The following is an 18,123-nucleotide window of genomic DNA, read 5'->3' as shown; positions in this document are numbered from 1 at the left end:
AGGTCCAGTATGCATGTTTGGTTTAAGGGGAGGTTTATTTAGTGAAAAAAGAAAGACAGGGCTTTGGACTATGGGTATTGGCTTGGCCTATATTTATAGAGGTGTTTCTACAGACCCTGCTAGGTACGGTGGATACGCTCATGGTCAGCCGTATTTCAGACGATGCAGTCGCCGTAGTCGGCATTTCCAATCAATTGTTCGGTGCGTTGACCACACTTTTTACCACCTTTGCGGGCGGAGCGGGGATCCTGATCGCGCAAAGAATGGGTTCAAAACGTTTCAGCGAAGCGCGTACGATTGCAATTATGGGCGTATCGGTTAGTCTCATTCTTGGTATCGTCGTGAGTATCATCCTGTTCTTCTATGCGGGTCCAATAGCGGGGATTCTAAATATATCGCCTGAGCTATTATCACTGTCCAATATCTATATCTCGTATGTCGGTGGCGGTCTGTTTTTGGTGGGGATGATTGCTTCCCTTGGAACAGCGATTCGTAATACAGGGAACACCAGAGGACCAATGTACACAGGGGTCATCATAAATGTCATTCACATTATTCTGAACTATACCTTTATATTCGGGATGTTCGGTCTGCCACAGCTAGGGCTTGCTGGAATCGCAATCTCAAGTATTATCAGTAGACTGGTCGGTGTGATCATGCTGTATACCATGTTTAGAGGTTCCTTCGAGATTAAGATTAGACTTAGGGATTTCCGTATATTCAACGGCAAGCTATTCAAGGAAATTATAAGGATTGCTTGGCCTCTAGGGATTAATTCTTCCTGCTGGGTGTTCTCTCAGTTGATTGTCTATTCCTTTCTAGCCGCACTGGGCGCAGAAGCGTTAGCCGCACGGACTTATCTCAATACCTTAGAGTCCTTTTGCTTCACGTTAGGGTATGCAATCGCGCTGGCTGGACAGATACAGATCGCGCATTTGTTCGGGGCAGGGAAGCTGAAAGAAGCTTATCGTAGTGCATATCGCACGCTGTATATCGGCTTGGCTATTGTATCAGCGAACATGTTACTGCTATTTCTTTTCGGCAGGAATCTGCTAGGTTATTTTACTTCCGACCCGCGGATTATTGCGATTGGGATTTCCCTACTGGCCCTAAATCTCCTACTGCAACCTTGCAAAATGTTGAATATGGGCATGGGTAATGCGCTGAACGCCATCGGCGATACCCGTTATACGATGTATACTTCCATCGTGTCTATGTCCATTATTGGAGTGGGATGTTCTTACTGGTTTGGAATCAGCTTAGGCTGGGGGCTCACAGGGATCTACTGCTGTATGATTGCTGATGAATTTGTGCGGGGGATGCTTGTTCTAATGCGCTGGAGAGGGAGGAAAGTTATCCGTCAGGCGGATATCGGTTTGAGTGAAGGGAATGCCTCACTACATGGAGCCGGGAAAAGAAGTACTTCGTTAACTATATGAGCGGGACTCTATAAGCCGTACCATGGTGGGCAATGGAGTGTAATGATGTCTTTTTGCACCAATAGTGTCTCTGGGGTCCGATAGTTGCCCAAAAGAGCCGTTTTTTCGAAAATAGCAACTCTGGAGTCCAATAGAAAGTTTGAGAACTGCAAGTAACATCGAGCGACAACAAACATCAAGCATTCCAAGCACCACTGAGCACCCTAAGTGCGCCAAGCACTAATCCCCATCTGCTGCGCAATCGCCCACCGAGCTGTGGGTGTTTGGGGATGTTTTCGGAGAGAGGCTACCCATTAGTAAATAATTACTTAAGGGTTAGCCTCTTTTTTGTGCGAGTATAAAATTTAAGTTTGATGGTTCTGAAATTTGATTATTCATTCATATAGAATTTGATTCTATGATATAAATGAGTTAGCCTTTAGAGCATGGGTACCTGTTTTATGAATACATACTACTGAAGGGTTTGAGGAAAATGCCGTTAAAATGGAGAGGCTTGACGATCCTAACACTGCTCTTAATGATGATACTAATATCGGGATGTTCTAATGGTACCGTTCACGTCACGGTGAATAAGAATCAAAGCGTAGATTTAGCAATGAATGTGAAATTGGATTCCCGAACAGAAGCATTGATCAGCGATAAAATGGAGAAGAGTCTGACAGATAAATTGAAGGAGGAAGGGATTCAGCTAGAAAAACGACAAGAAGGTAAGTCTACAGTCTATGAAATCCAGAAAAATTACGCTTCATTTGAGGATATAGGTTCAACCTCTATGGGGCTGGATATTGTGGATCTACAGCTCGTTACTAAAAAGAATTTGTTATATACCACGTATGATGTTGAGGCACAGCCTCAATTTAATAGCTATGTGGATACTATTATGGATAACATGGGGACATTGAGTTTATCAAAGCCGATTATTCGGGCGGTGTTGAAAAACTTTGCATTTGATTTTAAACTAACGTTGCCAATAGATCTAATTGGTGATAATAATGCAGCTGTTGATGAAGGCAGAACACTTACCTGGAATGTTACGCTGGGGGATACGGAGCCGATCAAAATGCAGCTTTATGTGCCAAATGTATGGAACATAGTGATCGTGTTAATCATCCTAGTGGTGGTGATCATTGCTGCGATTCTATTTTTCGTCAGAAAAAGAAAACACCGTAAAGTAAATCGTGCTTAAATGGTTCGAGATATGTATTGATAGTGCCGGGAAGCCATGCTGCTTTACCGGCTTTCTTTACTTTATAGCAGGTGTAGAGTTATAATTAGTACCAAGTACTAATATCAGATACTAAATGAAGAGGTGATTGGAATGACAGGTGCAAAAATTACAGCTATCGGAACTTATGTCCCGGAAAAAAGACTGACGAATGCCGATCTTGAGCAGATGGTGGATACTGATAATGAGTGGATTGTGGGGCGGACTGGAATTCGTGAACGCAGAATTAGTCGGCAGGATGAATACACAAGCGATTTATGTGTATCGGCAGTACAGGATCTAATGAAACGTTATGGAAAAAACGTTGAGGATGTGGATATGGTCCTTGTAGCTACTAGTACACCTGATTTTTCCTTTCCCTCAGTAGCTTCTTTGATTCAAGACCGCTTAAATATTCCGCAGACTGCAGGAGCTATAGATTTGAGCGCAGCCTGTGCGGGTTTTGTATATGCACTTCATACAGCTCATAGCTATGTTGCTTCAGGGATGCACCGTAAGGTTCTAGTGATTGGTGCGGATACGATCTCCAAGATTACAGATTATACTGATCGCAGTACATGTATCCTTTTTGGTGATGGGGCTGGTGCAGTGCTTGTGGAGAGTGATAAGCAATCGACGGGATTTCTAGGCTTTCAGCTAGCTAGTGATGGCAGCGGCGCGCATCATGTGTATCGCACGGGTCTAGCCCATACGGTGAATAATATTGAACTGGTAGATACACAGATGCTCGTACAGAACGGACGCGAGGTATTTCGTTGGGCGGTCAGAACCGTTCCTCTCGGTGTACAGCAGCTGCTTGAAAAAGCAGAAGTGGGTCTGGAGCAAATCGATTGGTTTATTCCACACAGCGCAAATATGAGAATGATTGAGCCGATTTGCGAGCGTATGAACTATCCGATGGAGCAAGTGCTGCATAGTCTTGTGAATTTTGGCAATACTTCTGCCGCAACAATTCCCTTAGCTCTTGATTTGGGCATTCGTGAAGGCAAAGTAAAGAACGGGCACAAGATTCTGATGTATGGCTTTGGTGCGGGGCTGACGCAGGCCGGTCAACTGGTAGAGCTGAACTTGGATGAGCAAGTAGGGGAGCCAACTTTATTGTGAGTTGTTCAGGTAAACATAAATAATAAAACTTTGTTAAAGCAACGACCGTTTCTCGGTATTTTTTCGAGGAACGGTCGTTTTTGTTTCATTACTAAAAGTATTTTTGGGCATATATTATGCATGTATTAGGCTACTGTTGTGATCATATTCGGCTAATGATATGCAGATGTTATTCGTTTATTAGGCATCTTTTGGTATTGAGTTAGGCGTTTTGACCCATATCACAGCCTTTGGATGCATCTTTTGAAGTTTACAGATATTTAATGCTAGGCAAATAATCCATACCTACAATAAACACAGCAGACCCCAGTCTACCAAAAAAAATAATATGGTATGTACTTTGAATAGGATGAAGAAAGGAGGAGTTATCGAATATATCCGAGATAAGGGTAGTTAGCTCTTTTGTCGATGGAGAGTTCTCATGGGATTCAAAACTATAAAATAATGCTTGGGAGAGATGATTTTGTTCAGAAAAGGTAGGAAATTTGTTGCATTATTACTGGCACTTACAGTGATTGGTTCCACGATGCCGAATATCACCCCTGTGTTTGCAGCTGAAGAATCTGAGATTCTATCTGTAGATCAACCAACGACTTCTGTACCCGCCGGCCGATATGAAGAAGCGCAGACGATCCACCTCACAACTGCAACGCAGAATGCTGACATTTACTATACACTCGACGGCACACTTCCGGATGTTCATAGTTTAAAATATAACGCGCCGATCTCGATTTCCAAAACAACGAATTTGTCTGCCATTACGATCAAAGATGGTGTAGCTAGTAAAGGAGTAACCTTCTCTTATATCATCAAGACCAAAGAAAAGCCGTTGCTCCAGTTTGTAGCGATGTCTGACGTACATGTAGGCTCACATGCTTCAGCAGATGCACGTTACACCCAATTCTTTGATACGATAGGGTCAATTTTCCCGAACCCGGATGCGATACTCGTCGTTGGCGATATGATTAATGATAATGGGAACGACAAGCCTAATGATCATGTGATGGTTCGGGAAATTTTTGAGCAAAATTTAGCTAGAAAGCAGTGGAATAACACCCAGATCCGAATGGCTATAGGTAACCACGATTCCACCGTTGCTAAAGTCAACGAACATTATCCTGTGGACTGGTTCACAAGCCAGCCGAATGGCTATTATGAATCTGAAATCGGTGGCTATCATTTCTTATTTTTAAACGGGAACAACTACAACTCAGATACAGGTCAGCGTAATTGGCTAAAGGGTAGACTTGCAGAGCTCACAGCTGATCCGAAGAATCAGAATACCCCCATCTTCGTGAATGTGCACCAACCTATATCGAATACGGTAATGGATGGGCAACAGGCATCGAATCCTAATCTTTATACGGATCTCAAAGACTATCCTCAAGTGATTACCTTCTCCGGACATTCCCATCTGAATATTAGTGATGATCGCTCCATTTATCAGAAGGATTTCACTTCAGTTAACCTTGGTTCCATGTCTTACATTGAATCCGATCGCGGTTACTCCCAAGTGACTAAGAAGGGACTTGAAGGACGTTTTGAATTTCCTGTCAGTCAGGCCGACTTCGTTGAGGTATATGCGGATCGGGTTGAGGTGGATCGGATTGCGTTTAACGCAGATCCTGGAGATATCTACATAGACGGTAAATGGACGGCTGAGCCGCAGCCTCCATTCAACAGTGCGGGTACAGTTGCTGGAGACAAGTGGGTCATTCAGCTAAAAGGCTCAACGAATGAAGCGATTAAGAGCAATTTCAAGTACACGACGGCCAACCGTAATAAGATTGCTCCTGTATTCAATAGTGAACTCGACATAACGAATCAGGATACGGTACCTTTACTTTCCTTTAAGCAAGCGAAAGATGATCAATCTATGCATCATTATGAGATCAATGTTATCGATAAAAGGTCTGGAGTTAGCAGCAAATCTGTGAATGTATTCTCTGACTATTACTTTTCCCCGGTTCCGAATGCAATGAATATTCCACTCGAAGGACTTGCACCTCAATCTTCATACATTGTTCAAGTGACAGCTGTTGATGCCTACGGGAATCGCTCTGCAACGCTAGAGCAATCGTTCACAGCCGGCAATGAAGCACCTGAACTGACGCCAATTGATCCATCGACCATGTGGAAGGATCTAGTGGTCGATATGAGATTGGATGGTAACCTATCCGATGAAGCTAAAGACGTGACAGGGCTTGCAAGTCTAGCAGGCAATGTATCGTATGTCGATGGTAAATCCAATAAAGCTGCGCTCATTGCAGCGGGTAATAGTAATTATATTGATTTGGGCAAGCGTGATGATTTGAAATTCGGAGCAGGAAGCTTCACCGTGTCTTTCTGGCACAAAGGCAATCTTTCCGGGGATCAGACTATCCTTTCCAATAAAAACTGGAATAGTGGCGGTAACCTAGGCTGGTATATTGGACCTGCCTCCACCAATGGTATGACCTTAAATATTAGTGATGGAACGAAAAGAGCGGATATTACAGCATCAAGTGTAGGAACGGAGTGGCATCTCTTTACCATTACAGCGGACAGAACAAACAACTTAGCAAAAGTTTATGTAGATGGGACGGAGAAGGCATCGGGGAGTATCGCCTCGCTTGGTACTCAAAGTGTAGATACAACCTTTAACACGCTGATTGGTGTGGATGGCAACAAAGGAAATGGCGGAGCAACGATTACCATAGATGATCTGAGAATCTGGAAGAGATCGCTCACAGCCATGGAAAACAAAGCATTGTCGGATTCCTATAAGGGTGTTCAGCTCTTTACCTTTGAACAGCTCACCACATTAATTCATGATGCTGCTTCCTTCCAAAAGAACAGCGATAAAGTCAGTGGTGTATCTTACCCGAAAGACCAGTTGGACGAGCTTGCGAACCAACTTCAGAAAGCCAGACAACTAACGGCAAGTAATAGCCCAACCGAAATTGACCTTGCTTATGTCGAGCTTCAGTGGGTCTATAAAAAAATACAACAGGCAGCAATATATTCCTTTATTCCTAAGAACGCATTCACTATCAACTCCTTTAGTTCTTATGCGGACAATGAAAATGCCAATGCTGCGAACATCCTAGATAACGATACCGCTACGATTTGGCATTCCAAATGGCAGGAGCCTGTCGCTTCATTTCCACATTGGGTGATTATCGACATGAAGGGTAGTAAGAACTTAACTGGTATTGGGCGCACTAGCCGCTTAAGTCAGACGGCTCTGGAATTTCCAAAGGATTTTGAACTCTACGCCTCGGATCAATTATCGGATTTGACCGATCCGGCGTACCTGGGCAATCCGGCGAATAAAGCGATCGGCACATTCCAGAAAACCTGGAAAGGCACGAGATATCAAGACTTCAATATTCTGGATAAAGCGATACAAGGTAGATATGTGAAATTTGTTGTCACGAGCACCTATAACCCAACCGCTTTATTCACCAGTATGAGTGAAATCGATTTTACTGGTAGCTCAGTGCTCTCTGCGGATACACTTCTACAGATGTCCTTCGAGAATAATTTGGAGGATCAATCTGTAAATGCTATACCGGCAACACCGGTTAAAGATCCACAGTTCGTGAAAGGTCGCGTCGGTCAAGCCTTGAGTATCGATTCCAAGAGCTCAGCGCTGCAATATGTTGATCTTGGCAAGCCAACAAGTCTGCAATTCGGCAAGGACAAGAACTTCTCGTTCTCATTTTGGGTTAAATCGCCTTCTGTCTCAGGAGACCCTGCGATTCTATCCAACAAAAATTGGGATTCTGGTGCAAATGTGGGTTATGCCTTAGCACTGAAGGGAAGTGCACTCCAATGGAACTTCAATACATCCGGAGAATCGCGTGCAGATGCCCAAATTCCAAATGTTGTAGATGGCACCTGGCATCATATCGCCATATCGCATGATCGTGCTTCAGGGCGAGTTGATTTTTATAAAGATGGTGTTCCTGTAAATGTGACCAAAGTTAATGGCACGAACTATCAGGGTATAGCAAGCACCATGACCATTGCAGGTCGAACGGGTACGCTGGATACAGGATTGTCAACCATGATCGGAAATGATGGTACAGGCAATTACAGCAATGCGCTGCAAGTACAGCTTGATGAGCTTCATATGTATGGAAGAACATTAACCGCGCAGGAAGTTTCTAATATGTATAACAGTGCTCCACCGCTTGCTTCCATTGAGGATTTTTCAGGTTCATTAAATCTGATTGGAGCTAAGCACACGGTTCAAGGTACGCAATTCCGATATAATCTAGATTTGCGTACACCTGATATGACGACTAAAGTGGACAAAGCTGTCGTTGAGATAGCGTATGATCCAGAACAGTTCGAATTTGTCAGCGCATCTCGCGCAACGAAGACAGACGCTTCGACCCCTGGTATCGTTAGACTAGAACTTCCAGGAGGTAATGTCTATAACATCGAGAATCCGCTGGAGTATGCAAAGTCCAGAATCTCGGAGCTCAAATTCAATACGCTTGGTGCTTCCGGCCAAGGCATCATTGAAGTTAAGCATGCGGATTTCTATACTGGATCAACAAAACTAACGATTAAGGCATTTGAATCGGCGCCTGCCGTTATTCAGATCCATGCTAAAGCTTCCGAAGATCTTAATGCAGATGGTTATGTTACGATAGGTGATCTTGCACTTGCGAAAGGCATTTCGGATGAAGAGCTGGCAGATATGGCAGCTCAAGCCCATTACCAGCCCTATAAACGTGTAGTTGTCATCGGGATTGATGGTGGGGGTGTAGCAGTCTCCAAGGATGCGCCTTATTGGGAGACGCCTAGCTCCAAGAAAGAAAAGGTAGGTGATCGCCTGGAAATTCCAGCTATTCGGAACATTATCGAGCATGGAGCTATTAGCTATACGGCTAAAACTACTTTACCTTCCAGCTCATCTCCAAACTGGGGTTCGATGATTAATGGTGTTGGTTATGAAAAGCATGGTCTATATAATGACGATACCGCAGCCTACACATACAGTGAATCATGGGACTACCCAACGGTATTCAAAAAAATTAGGGAGGCATTGCCTGCTACTAAACAAACGGTATTCTCCACCTGGAGCAACATCGTTCAAGGGCATATTGAACCTTCTGTTGGTGTCGAAGGTTATTCCCTAGGAGATGAAGCTGATGTAGCGGCGTTCACGCAATACGCTGCTAGCGGCAAAGCGAAAGATACCTCGTTAATTTTCTTCCAATTGGATGATATGGATGGGGCGGGCCATGGTGATGGATTCTATACGAAGTCGTATTATGAGCAAATAAAGAAGACGGATAAGAACATCCAGACCATCTATGATGCTTTAAAGAACAATCATTTGTTGGAAGACACGCTCATCCTCATGCTGCCTGACCATGGTGGGGGTAAAGAGAATGCAGACGGAACTTTGGGTATGGCAACAAGTCATGGGCAAGATGAGCCCCTTGCCACCACAATCTTCTTCGCGGCGAATGGTAGAACAGTAGCCACCGAAGACGGGAAGGAGAAATTATTGCAAGGTGGGAATACAAGAGACTTGGCTGCAACAGTTCTAACTGCACTTGGCCTGAACCCATCCATTGGAGATTCTCATGTCATTGACGGTATGTTCATACCTCAAACCGAACAGAAACAATCGGGTGCTGCGGACTTGCGATTCACAAAATTAGTTGATGCTGCTACACAAAAGGTTAACGGTTATGAAGTATCAATCAACAATGCGACTTCAGATGTGACAGCCATCGATTTGAATGTAGACTCCAGCAGTCTCATCTTCTCATCGATTGAACCGGCTCAACCTGGCGTTAAGATTATGCGCAAAGAGATGGTTAATGGAATGACAAGAATCATTCTAACCTCAACGAATGGCATTCAAGCTGATGCTCCGATTCTTAAGCTAGGAGTATCACCACAAGAAAAGGCTACTGCTGTACAAATTACGCAAGCGATGATTGCAGATGCGAAAGGGCATGAAACGATGCCGAATTTGACCACTGCAACTAAAGAAGTACAGATCTCTCAGGCAACACTAGTAGATCTTCAGGTAAACGGTCAATCGTTGATCGGCTTCACACCGGATCAAATGAACTATGCGATTCGTGTACCGAATAATGTTTCGGTCGCAGAGGTCACTTATAAGGTAGCAGATCCTTTACTAAGCGTTCATGTCATAGGTGGTAAGTCTCTGCAAGTAGGCGAGAATCTGGTGGAAGTGCATGTCCAAGCTCCAGACGGCAGCTCGAATGTGTATACCATTATCGTCATCCGTGAGTCAGAATCCTTACCTAACCAAATTCTGCTGTCCGATCTACGAATGAATGGGGAAACTCTGCCAGCTTTTGCACCTAGTACGTTAAACTATAAAGTAACGGTTCCCTATAGTACGTCGGTAACGGATATTACCTATACGGCATACGATCCGACTAGCGTAGTTAAGATTACGGGTAGTGGAGCCCTTGAGGTTGGTAGGAACGTCGTGATGGTTACCGTGACAGCTCAAGACGGATTACTAAATATTTATACGATCATCATTACGCGTCAGCCTGAAGCGGAGTCTTCAAGCAATGCAGATCTGGTAGATCTTCGCGTTAATGGAACTACGATTCGTGGATTTGCCTCTGGGCAATACAACTACGAACTGACTGTACCTTACTCAACAACCGTTACGCGAGTAACCTATACAGCAGCGGATCCTATGGCTACTGTATCGATAACAGGCAGTGGAGATTTACATGTCGGCACTAATATGATCACCGTAACTGTGACAGCTCAAGATGGAACCAAACAGATTTACACTATTGCTGTTATGCGCGAAAATGATACCTCGACAACACCACCAACGGGTGGGGGGAACCCAGGATCAAGCGTTACGCCGCCAGTGGTGGTGAAGCCGGAGCTGCCTGCAGGGGTGGTTGTTATCCCAGATGAACTCTTAACGAAGAGTGCTGAAGGAAACATCATTTTGCAGCTTCAAGCGGATAAGAATCAAGTTATGATTCCGATCGATCAACTCGATCAGATCGGCAATAGGGATTTAGAGATTCAAGTGAATGGGGTTCGTGCCGTTATGTCCTCCAAAGTATTGAATGAGCTTCGTAAGCTTCTGCCATCAACTGCGAAGACAGCAACAATACTTTTGAGGATGGAAGCCATTCAATCGAATCAACTTACAATAACTCCACCGTATTCACGGGTTAGTGACATCATGGACTTCTCATTAATCATGTCAGATGAGTCTGGTAATAAATATTCACTGAAGCAATTCCCAGTACCCGTGAAGATAACACTACCGATTCTAAATGGAACCAATCCAGCTCTAGCGGGTATTTATCGTATTGAGGAAAATGGCAGCTTTACCTATCTAGGGGGGACGATGAATCCGTCCAAAACCAGTCTTACCGTAGATTTGAATCATTTTAGCCAATACGTTGTTCTTTCGTTCCAAAACAGCTATCGAGATGTACCTGAAATTCACTGGGCATACAAGACTATTCAGGAACTATCTGCTAAACAAATTGTGAAGGGACAATCTGACTCTATGTTTAACCCATCGGGTTCCATCACAAGAGCAGAATATGCAGCTCTCCTCAGCAGAGCGCTTTCCTTAACTGCGAGTCGTCCGACTTCATTCCAAGATGTAGTCGCTGGATCGTGGTACGAAGAGGCGGTCAATGCAACCTTTGAAGCAGGTATTATTCAAGGCGTATCCGAGGATCGTTTTAACCCGAATCAACAGATTACCCGCGAGGAAATGGCAGCTATGCTGGTAAGAGCCTATGCATATCGTACGGGCGTTAAGCCGGAAGCAAGCTCATTCCATGCGACTAATGACAGCTCTAAAGTTAGTTCTTGGGCAGTAACCTATGTACAAGGTGCGCTAGAAGCTATGCTTCTGATGGGTCATCAGGATGGTAACTTCCTTCCGCAATCGATGACAACCCGTGCCGAGGCAGCTCAAAGTATTTCAAATCTACTTGCGAAATTCTAAAATGAAATTGTAAGTTCCCTACATGAAAAATCCCCTCAATTTAGACAATGCTTAGACATCTTATCGAGGTCTGAGACGTTGTAAACTTTGAGGGGATTTATTCATGTTATACCTTAAAATTTCAATTGGCTTCCGCAGGACTCGCGCACAACAAGTACGGGCTCCACAACAAATGAACCACCACCTGACTGATTGTTAATCAAGTCATAGAGCATATGGGCAGCGAGGATACCAAGTCGTTGTTTGTTCTGACGGATGGTAGACAGTCTTGGTGTAGTATATTTACAGGCTTCGATGTCATCACAGCCGATGATGGCGATATCCTCAGGGATCCGGAGGTCATGTTCTTTTAATGCACGGATGGCTCCTAAAGCCAGCAAATCAGAGGCAGCAAAAATGGCCTTTGGTAAACTGCCGCTTTGAATTAATTGTTGCATAGCCGTATACCCGCTGGACTCAAAGAAATCGTCGCCATGTACAAACCAACGCCGGTTCAAAGGGAGACCGAAACTTTCGATAGCTTTGGTATATCCTGCTTCCCGTAGATTGGATATTTCTGAATCTGCGGCACTTCCTATAAAACCAAGCTCCCTATAACCAAGAAGATAAAAATGCTCTACGACCTTAGAGGATATTTGGAAGTTATCTGACATAACAAAGCCTGACTTCTTCCCTTTTAGTTCGAGATCTACCCCGATACAAGGGATACTGCTCATGTCCAGATCGTGGATCGTTGGCTCCATCTTCTGTCCAGATATAATGACACAGCCATCCACATTAAAATGAACAGCGCGCGCGAAGTAATCTCCGCTGCTAATAAATTTTTCGTTCGAAAAGAAGATGAGATCGTATCCCAGTACACCCATTTGTTTCTTGAAGGAGTTTAATACCTCAACGAAAAAAGGGTGCGTAAATTCTACATTAAGCTCACCCGCAAAAATCACACCGATCAGATTCGATTTTTTGGTTGCAAGTGTCTTGGCGGAGTTGGATGGTGAATATCCAGTTTGCTCGATGATCTCCAGGACTCTTTTCTTGGTCTTTTCCGAAACATCGCTGTAATTATTCATAATTTTCGAAACGGTCGAGACAGAAACGCCTGCCATTTCGGCAATCATTTTGATATTCATATGTAGTATAAGCCACCCTCCGCTTAATAGTTGGAATATGGGGGAAAGACTGTAGTAGAGCGGTTATTTATGAGTTTTTTTGAATGGAGTGAAGAGTAAAACAGTTGTTTTAAGTCTATTCTTATTACCGAAACAAGTCAAACGGATATTTTAATACTGAGATATATTCCGAAAAAAATAATGTAAAAAAATTCAAAATTATATCTTTACAAATATGGAAATCTAAGCAACAATAACATTGTCGAAACCGATTTCGATTCTTCGCTTGAATTACGAATATTACGAAATTCGAGGAGTGATGTTTAGGATGAAGAGGAATTTCACGGCAGCAATAGCTGCTATGCTCCTTGTCACCGGGCTGCTATCACCGGTTGGGAGCATGAATGCTTCAGCGGCAGAGCCATTAAAGGGAAACTCACCTGATTCAGCGGCAACGAAAGTGGAAAATGAAACAATCGATGTATTGAAAGCGTTTACGGATGTATCTCCAAGCCATTGGGCTGCAGGTCCATTACAGCGTTGGAGCGCAAATGGGATTATAAGTGGATATGACGATGGGTCGTTTCGACCTGGTAAGGAAGTCACAAAGGCAGAGTTCGCAGCTATTATGAATCGTATATTTAATTATCAGGAGCAATCGGATAAGCTTCCAGCGGATGTGCTGGCTACAGACTGGTATAAGAGTGATATTGCCAAAGGGATTACAGCTGGATATTTAAGCAGTGATAAGAATAACAATATTTATCCTTCACATGCGCTTTCGCGTGCTGAGGCGGCACTATCCTTGGAGAAAGTGTTTCGTTTCAATACGGACAAAAGTAGCACATCAGCATTCACTGATTTGAACGGAGTCAGTGATGAAACTGCGAAAGCGATAGCAGCCCTATCGAGTGCTGGCTTTATTAAAGGTTATCCTGGAGGTTTGTTTAAGCCTGAGGGCGGAATTACACGTGCAGAGCTTGCTCAGCTTGCTGATCGAATGGTTTCGGGACTCATCTTAAAATCTGGAGAGACTTCGCTTGGAACAGTAAAGGGCAATGTAATCATTAATCATGCCGATGTGGTTCTTAAAGATACTGTCATCCAAGGCAATCTTTATTTAACGGAGGGGATTGCCGAAGGGAATGCGAAGCTTGAAGGTGTAAAGGTAACAGGGACTACGTTTGTACGAGGTGGCGGTGAGCAGAGTATTGGCTTACACAATACTTCTCTTGGGCCGCTTCAAGTAGCCAAACTTAACGGGAAGGTTCGAATTTATGCCAGCGGTTCAACAGCTGTGGGTACTGTGCAGCTGCAATCCGGAGCTATCTTGGAAGAGAGTAGCGATCTTACGGGAGCAGGCTTTGGGGATGTTGAGATGAACGTCGTCCCTCATATTATCTCACTTCGAGGGATATTTGCAGCGGTTCGCTCGGCAGACTCAGCAGTCAGCGGTTCTTTGCTAAGAATCTCAGGAACTGTTGCCAGTCTTACGGTGGGCAGCTCAACGCAATTGACTCTGGAGAACAATGCACAGGTGGCCGCGTTAATCCTGACTGCGAGCGCTGGAGGCACAGCGATTCAAGGCAGCGGAAGCGTAACCTCAATAGATAACAAAGCCGATGGAGTAACGATTGGCGGCTCGCCATTAAAGAAAGGAAACACTAGTAAAACGACACTGCCAGTAGCAACTTCAGCCTCAAGCAGTTCTGGTAATGGAGGTCCAACACCAACCAATGATCCGTGGACGTTGGTTTGGGGAGATGAATTCAATGAAGGAAGCATTGATCCTACGAAATGGACCTATGACCTTGGAGATGGTTCGCAATTTAACAATCCAGGTTGGGGCAACAACGAGAAGCAATGGTATACAAGTGATGAGAAGAACGCAAAGGTACAGGATGGTAATCTAGTGATTACCGCGCGTAAAGAAGCAGTAAGTGGCAAGGAGTACACTTCTTCGCGACTTAAAACGAAAGGTCTGTTTAGCAAGAAATATGGGAAATTCGAGATTCGGGCTAAAGCGCCTACCGGAAAAGGGTACTGGCCAGCGATCTGGATGCTGCCGGAGAACTACGAGTACGGAAATTGGGCTTCCTCTGGTGAGCTTGATATTATGGAGGGCTGGGGCAGCCGTCCTAATACGGTAGCGGGTACCATTCATTACGGCGGCGAATGGCCTAACAATGTATACTCTGGCAAAGAGTACGTGTTCCCGGAAGGCTCCACGATAGAACAATTCCATACGTACTCCATTGAGTGGGAACCGGGAGAAATTCGCTGGTATGTAGATGGTGAGCTGTTCTTGACCAAAAATGACTGGTACAGCATCAGCAATGGCCAGCCTGCGAATAATGCTTATCCAGCACCGTTCAATCAGGAGTTCCACCTGCTGTTAAATCTGGCTGTCGGCGGCAACTTCGATGGTGATCCAACACCAGAAACCGTGTTTCCAAAATCGATGCAGGTTGATTATGTCAGAGTCTATGAACTGACAGGCCGAGAGTATCGTGAGCCGGTACCAGTTACGCTGGATAAGGAGCCTTACTTGGAAGGCTCAAAGCTAGCACTTCCTGACGGAAACCTTGTCTATAACAACAACTTCACGGAGCAGGTTCCGGGAGATGATGGAATGGGCATACCGAATACTTCACATTGGGTTTTGTTTAAAGAACCAGGAGCTGATGCTACAGTTTCCACTGTACCGATTGGAGGACACAACTTCCTAAAGGTAAATATCAGTAACGCTGGAGGCAATGCCTATTCCGTTCAACCTCAAGCGATTGTATCCGTTGCTAAAGGTAGATTCTATAAGCTCAGCTTCGATGCCAAAACAGATGTGTCACGTAATATTAGTGTTAAATTAACGGGGGGAGAATCACGTGGCTTTGCGGCTTATTCTCCAGCGCTTAAGGCAGAGCTGACTTCCGAGATGTCCCATTACGAAACGATGTTTCAAATGAAGGACAACTCTGACATTGCAGCACGGATAGAGTTCAATATGGGAACTAACGCTTCACCAGTTTGGTTAGGTAATGTCCGTCTGGAAGAGGTAGATAGTATTCCTTTTGATCATGATGGAATAAAAACACCGCTCGGTAGCGGTAATCATCTGTACAATGGCACTTTCGATCTTGGTGAGCCCAATCGGATGAGCTATTGGCACGTAGAAATAGCCAATGGTACAACGTCCACTGCCAATGTAGATGATACAGGAAAGCTGAATCTGCAGATTGGCGGCAGCGAAAGTGGCGAAGTTCGATTGCTTCAGAAGGGAATTCAGCTCATACAGGGCCAAGATTATGAGCTTACCTTTAATGCTGCAGTATCCTCTGCACATACTGCCACAGTTCAGCTTCTTGGAAAAGACGGCAACGTACATGCGCAGCAGTCAGTTAATTTAGCCCAAGGTGAACAACAAATAAAAGCAGTCTTCACCAACCTTGCAGGTACAACGGATCATGAGGGACAATTTGTGTTACTTCTGAACGGTGCTACCGATACAGTCATCTTGGATAACTTCAAGTTGCTGCGCACGAGCTTTTATTATGATCCATCACTTGTCTACTACCCGCTTGTGAATGGTGAATTCAACACTGAATTTCATGCCTGGGATTGGCTGTTGACGGAGCAGGGCGGACAGAGCACTGCTACTGCTACAGATGGAACAGCGAAGTTTAACATTACGAATACGGGTAGCCAGCCATATTCCGTGATGTTGTTTCAAAATAACTTGAAAGCTGCAAGCGGAATAGATTATGTGCTAGAGTTTGATGCCAGTTCAACCATTGCCCGAAAAATCGGTGTGAATGTTGAAAATGCGTCTTATCAGGCTTCATTTACAAAAATTGTAGAGCTCACACCAGCAACGAATCATTACACATTCGAATTCCGTCAAGGCAGTAAGGACACATTGTCACTTAAATTCCTGCTTGGAAAGGTTGAGGGAATTAGTATTCCTCAAAGCCATGATATTATCATCGATAATGTGAAATTTGAAATCAAAAATGCACCGGCCAAACCGCAGGAATTACTAAGCGATAGCAGCAATAACAGAGTTTCGCAGCCGATTGAACTAACCTTCATAGACCATGAGGATTGGAGAAAGAAAATCATTGCAGTGAAGGTTAATGGTATAACACTTGAAACCGAACAGTACACCATTGAGCCTGGAAAAATCACAATCGATGCAGCAGTATTTCCATCCGAGGGCAGCTATACAATCACTGTAGAAGCTGACCATTACGCAAATGCATCTGTGCTTCAGACGATACTTGCTAACGATAACAATCTAGTCATAAATGGCTCGTTCGGCAGTGGTAAGACGGGTTGGTCTACATGGTCTGGAGAAGGTGGTGTTTCTGGGTTTGAGGTAAAGGATGGCGTGGCAGAAATCTTGATTACGTCGGCAGGATGGGAGGCGTGGCATACACAATTCTACCAAGAGGGTATCCCACTGGAAGGCGGAAAAACGTATGAGGTGAGCTTTAAGGCGAAATCAACGGTTCCGCGGCAGATCATCCTAGAATACTCCAATACTTCTGCAGCTTCCGCTCAAGCTAAGTTTGATATTACTGCCGATTGGGCAACGTATGGCGCACAATTTACGGTGTCCAACAGCAATCCGCTGAAGCTGAATTATCTGATCGGCAAATCGCTGGGCACTGATCCTACGACTAACAGTACGCCACATACGATTTCTTTTGACGATATTGTGGTCCGGGAGGTACAAGGTGGTCCGCCAGTGAACCCACCAAGCGGTACGCTGGATAATGGAACCTTTGATGTGGATTCTAAAGGGTGGAGCCAGTATTTTGATGGAACTGGATCTGCTGCTGTAAAAGATGGGGAATTTGCGATAGATCTGACGGGCACAGGGCAAGCTGCTTACAGCGCACAAGTGGATTATGAAAACCTGAAGCTTATTCAGGGAAAGACGTATACCTTGAAGTTTAAGGCCCGTTCTACGGTAAACCGTAATATTCAGGTAGCTGTGGAGCATAAAGGCGGGGAATACAACAAATATATGGAAGCTGAGCTTATAGCTTTGACCCAAAGTATGAAAGAATTCAGCTACACATTTACCATGAACGGTGCGACAGACGCAGGGGCTCATTTGGTATTTTTACTAGGGCTTATTGATGGAAACAGTACGGAGACGAATAATGAAATTAGTGCGGGCAGCACGATCTATTTGGATGATGTAAGCTTAATCGAAGGTTAAACGAAAAAAACGGCAGTGTTTTCCTTTTTACAGGAGCA

The 18,123-nt window shown here is 44.4% G+C and carries 6 protein-coding genes; 5 read left to right on the top strand and 1 reads right to left on the bottom strand.

All coding sequences use genetic code 11. The annotated features are described in order from the left end of the window. Positions 1–41 precede the first annotated feature (41 nt). The 4 genes from H70737_RS25045 to H70737_RS25030 all read left to right on the top strand — a co-directional run bounded on the left by H70737_RS25045 (position 42) and on the right by H70737_RS25030 (position 11,752). Positions 42–1,439 carry an MATE family efflux transporter gene (locus H70737_RS25045; RefSeq protein ID WP_042191684.1) on the top strand — a complete coding sequence of 466 codons (1,398 nt, stop codon included), beginning with the start codon at positions 42–44 and terminating at the stop codon, positions 1,437–1,439. A 472-nt stretch (positions 1,440–1,911) separates the two neighbouring features. Beyond that, positions 1,912–2,625, top strand: a complete 714-nt coding sequence (locus H70737_RS30015) for a DUF3153 domain-containing protein (RefSeq protein ID WP_052404417.1) — start codon at positions 1,912–1,914, stop codon at positions 2,623–2,625. A gap of 132 nt (positions 2,626–2,757) precedes the next feature. Further along, positions 2,758–3,768, top strand: coding sequence for a ketoacyl-ACP synthase III (locus H70737_RS25035; RefSeq protein ID WP_042191683.1), 1,011 nt, complete (start codon positions 2,758–2,760; stop codon positions 3,766–3,768). A gap of 463 nt (positions 3,769–4,231) precedes the next feature. Further along, positions 4,232–11,752, top strand: a complete 7,521-nt coding sequence (locus H70737_RS25030; protein WP_042191681.1) for an S-layer homology domain-containing protein — start codon at positions 4,232–4,234, stop codon at positions 11,750–11,752. Positions 11,753–11,865: 113 nt separating this feature from the next. On the opposite strand, the gene H70737_RS25025 is transcribed toward H70737_RS25030, so the two are convergent. Beyond that, positions 11,866–12,882 carry a LacI family DNA-binding transcriptional regulator gene (locus H70737_RS25025; protein ID WP_042191679.1) on the bottom strand — a complete coding sequence of 339 codons (1,017 nt, stop codon included), beginning with the start codon at positions 12,880–12,882 and terminating at the stop codon, positions 11,866–11,868. A gap of 307 nt (positions 12,883–13,189) precedes the next feature. Here H70737_RS25025 and H70737_RS30010 point away from each other — a divergent pair, with 307 nt between their 5' ends. Continuing rightward, on the top strand, positions 13,190–18,085 hold the full coding sequence (locus tag H70737_RS30010) for a carbohydrate binding domain-containing protein (RefSeq protein ID WP_052404416.1): 4,896 nt from the start codon (positions 13,190–13,192) through the stop codon (positions 18,083–18,085). Positions 18,086–18,123 lie beyond the last annotated feature (38 nt).

The sequence above is a fragment of the Paenibacillus sp. FSL H7-0737 genome (assembly GCF_000758545.1).
In the GTDB taxonomy this organism is placed as follows: Bacteria; Bacillota; Bacilli; order Paenibacillales; family Paenibacillaceae; genus Paenibacillus_AQ.
Note: the sequence above shows the minus strand (reverse complement) of the source record. Positions and strands in the feature narration are given on the sequence as shown.

Coding starts and splice junctions, on each gene's coding strand:
- H70737_RS30010 (WP_052404416.1), top strand. CDS start 13,190: ATGAAGAGGAATTTCACGGCAGCAATAGCTGCTATGCTCCTTGTCACC.
- H70737_RS25035 (WP_042191683.1), top strand. CDS start 2,758: ATGACAGGTGCAAAAATTACAGCTATCGGAACTTATGTCCCGGAAAAA.
- H70737_RS30015 (WP_052404417.1), top strand. CDS start 1,912: ATGCCGTTAAAATGGAGAGGCTTGACGATCCTAACACTGCTCTTAATG.
- H70737_RS25025 (WP_042191679.1), bottom strand. CDS start 12,882: ATGAATATCAAAATGATTGCCGAAATGGCAGGCGTTTCTGTCTCGACC.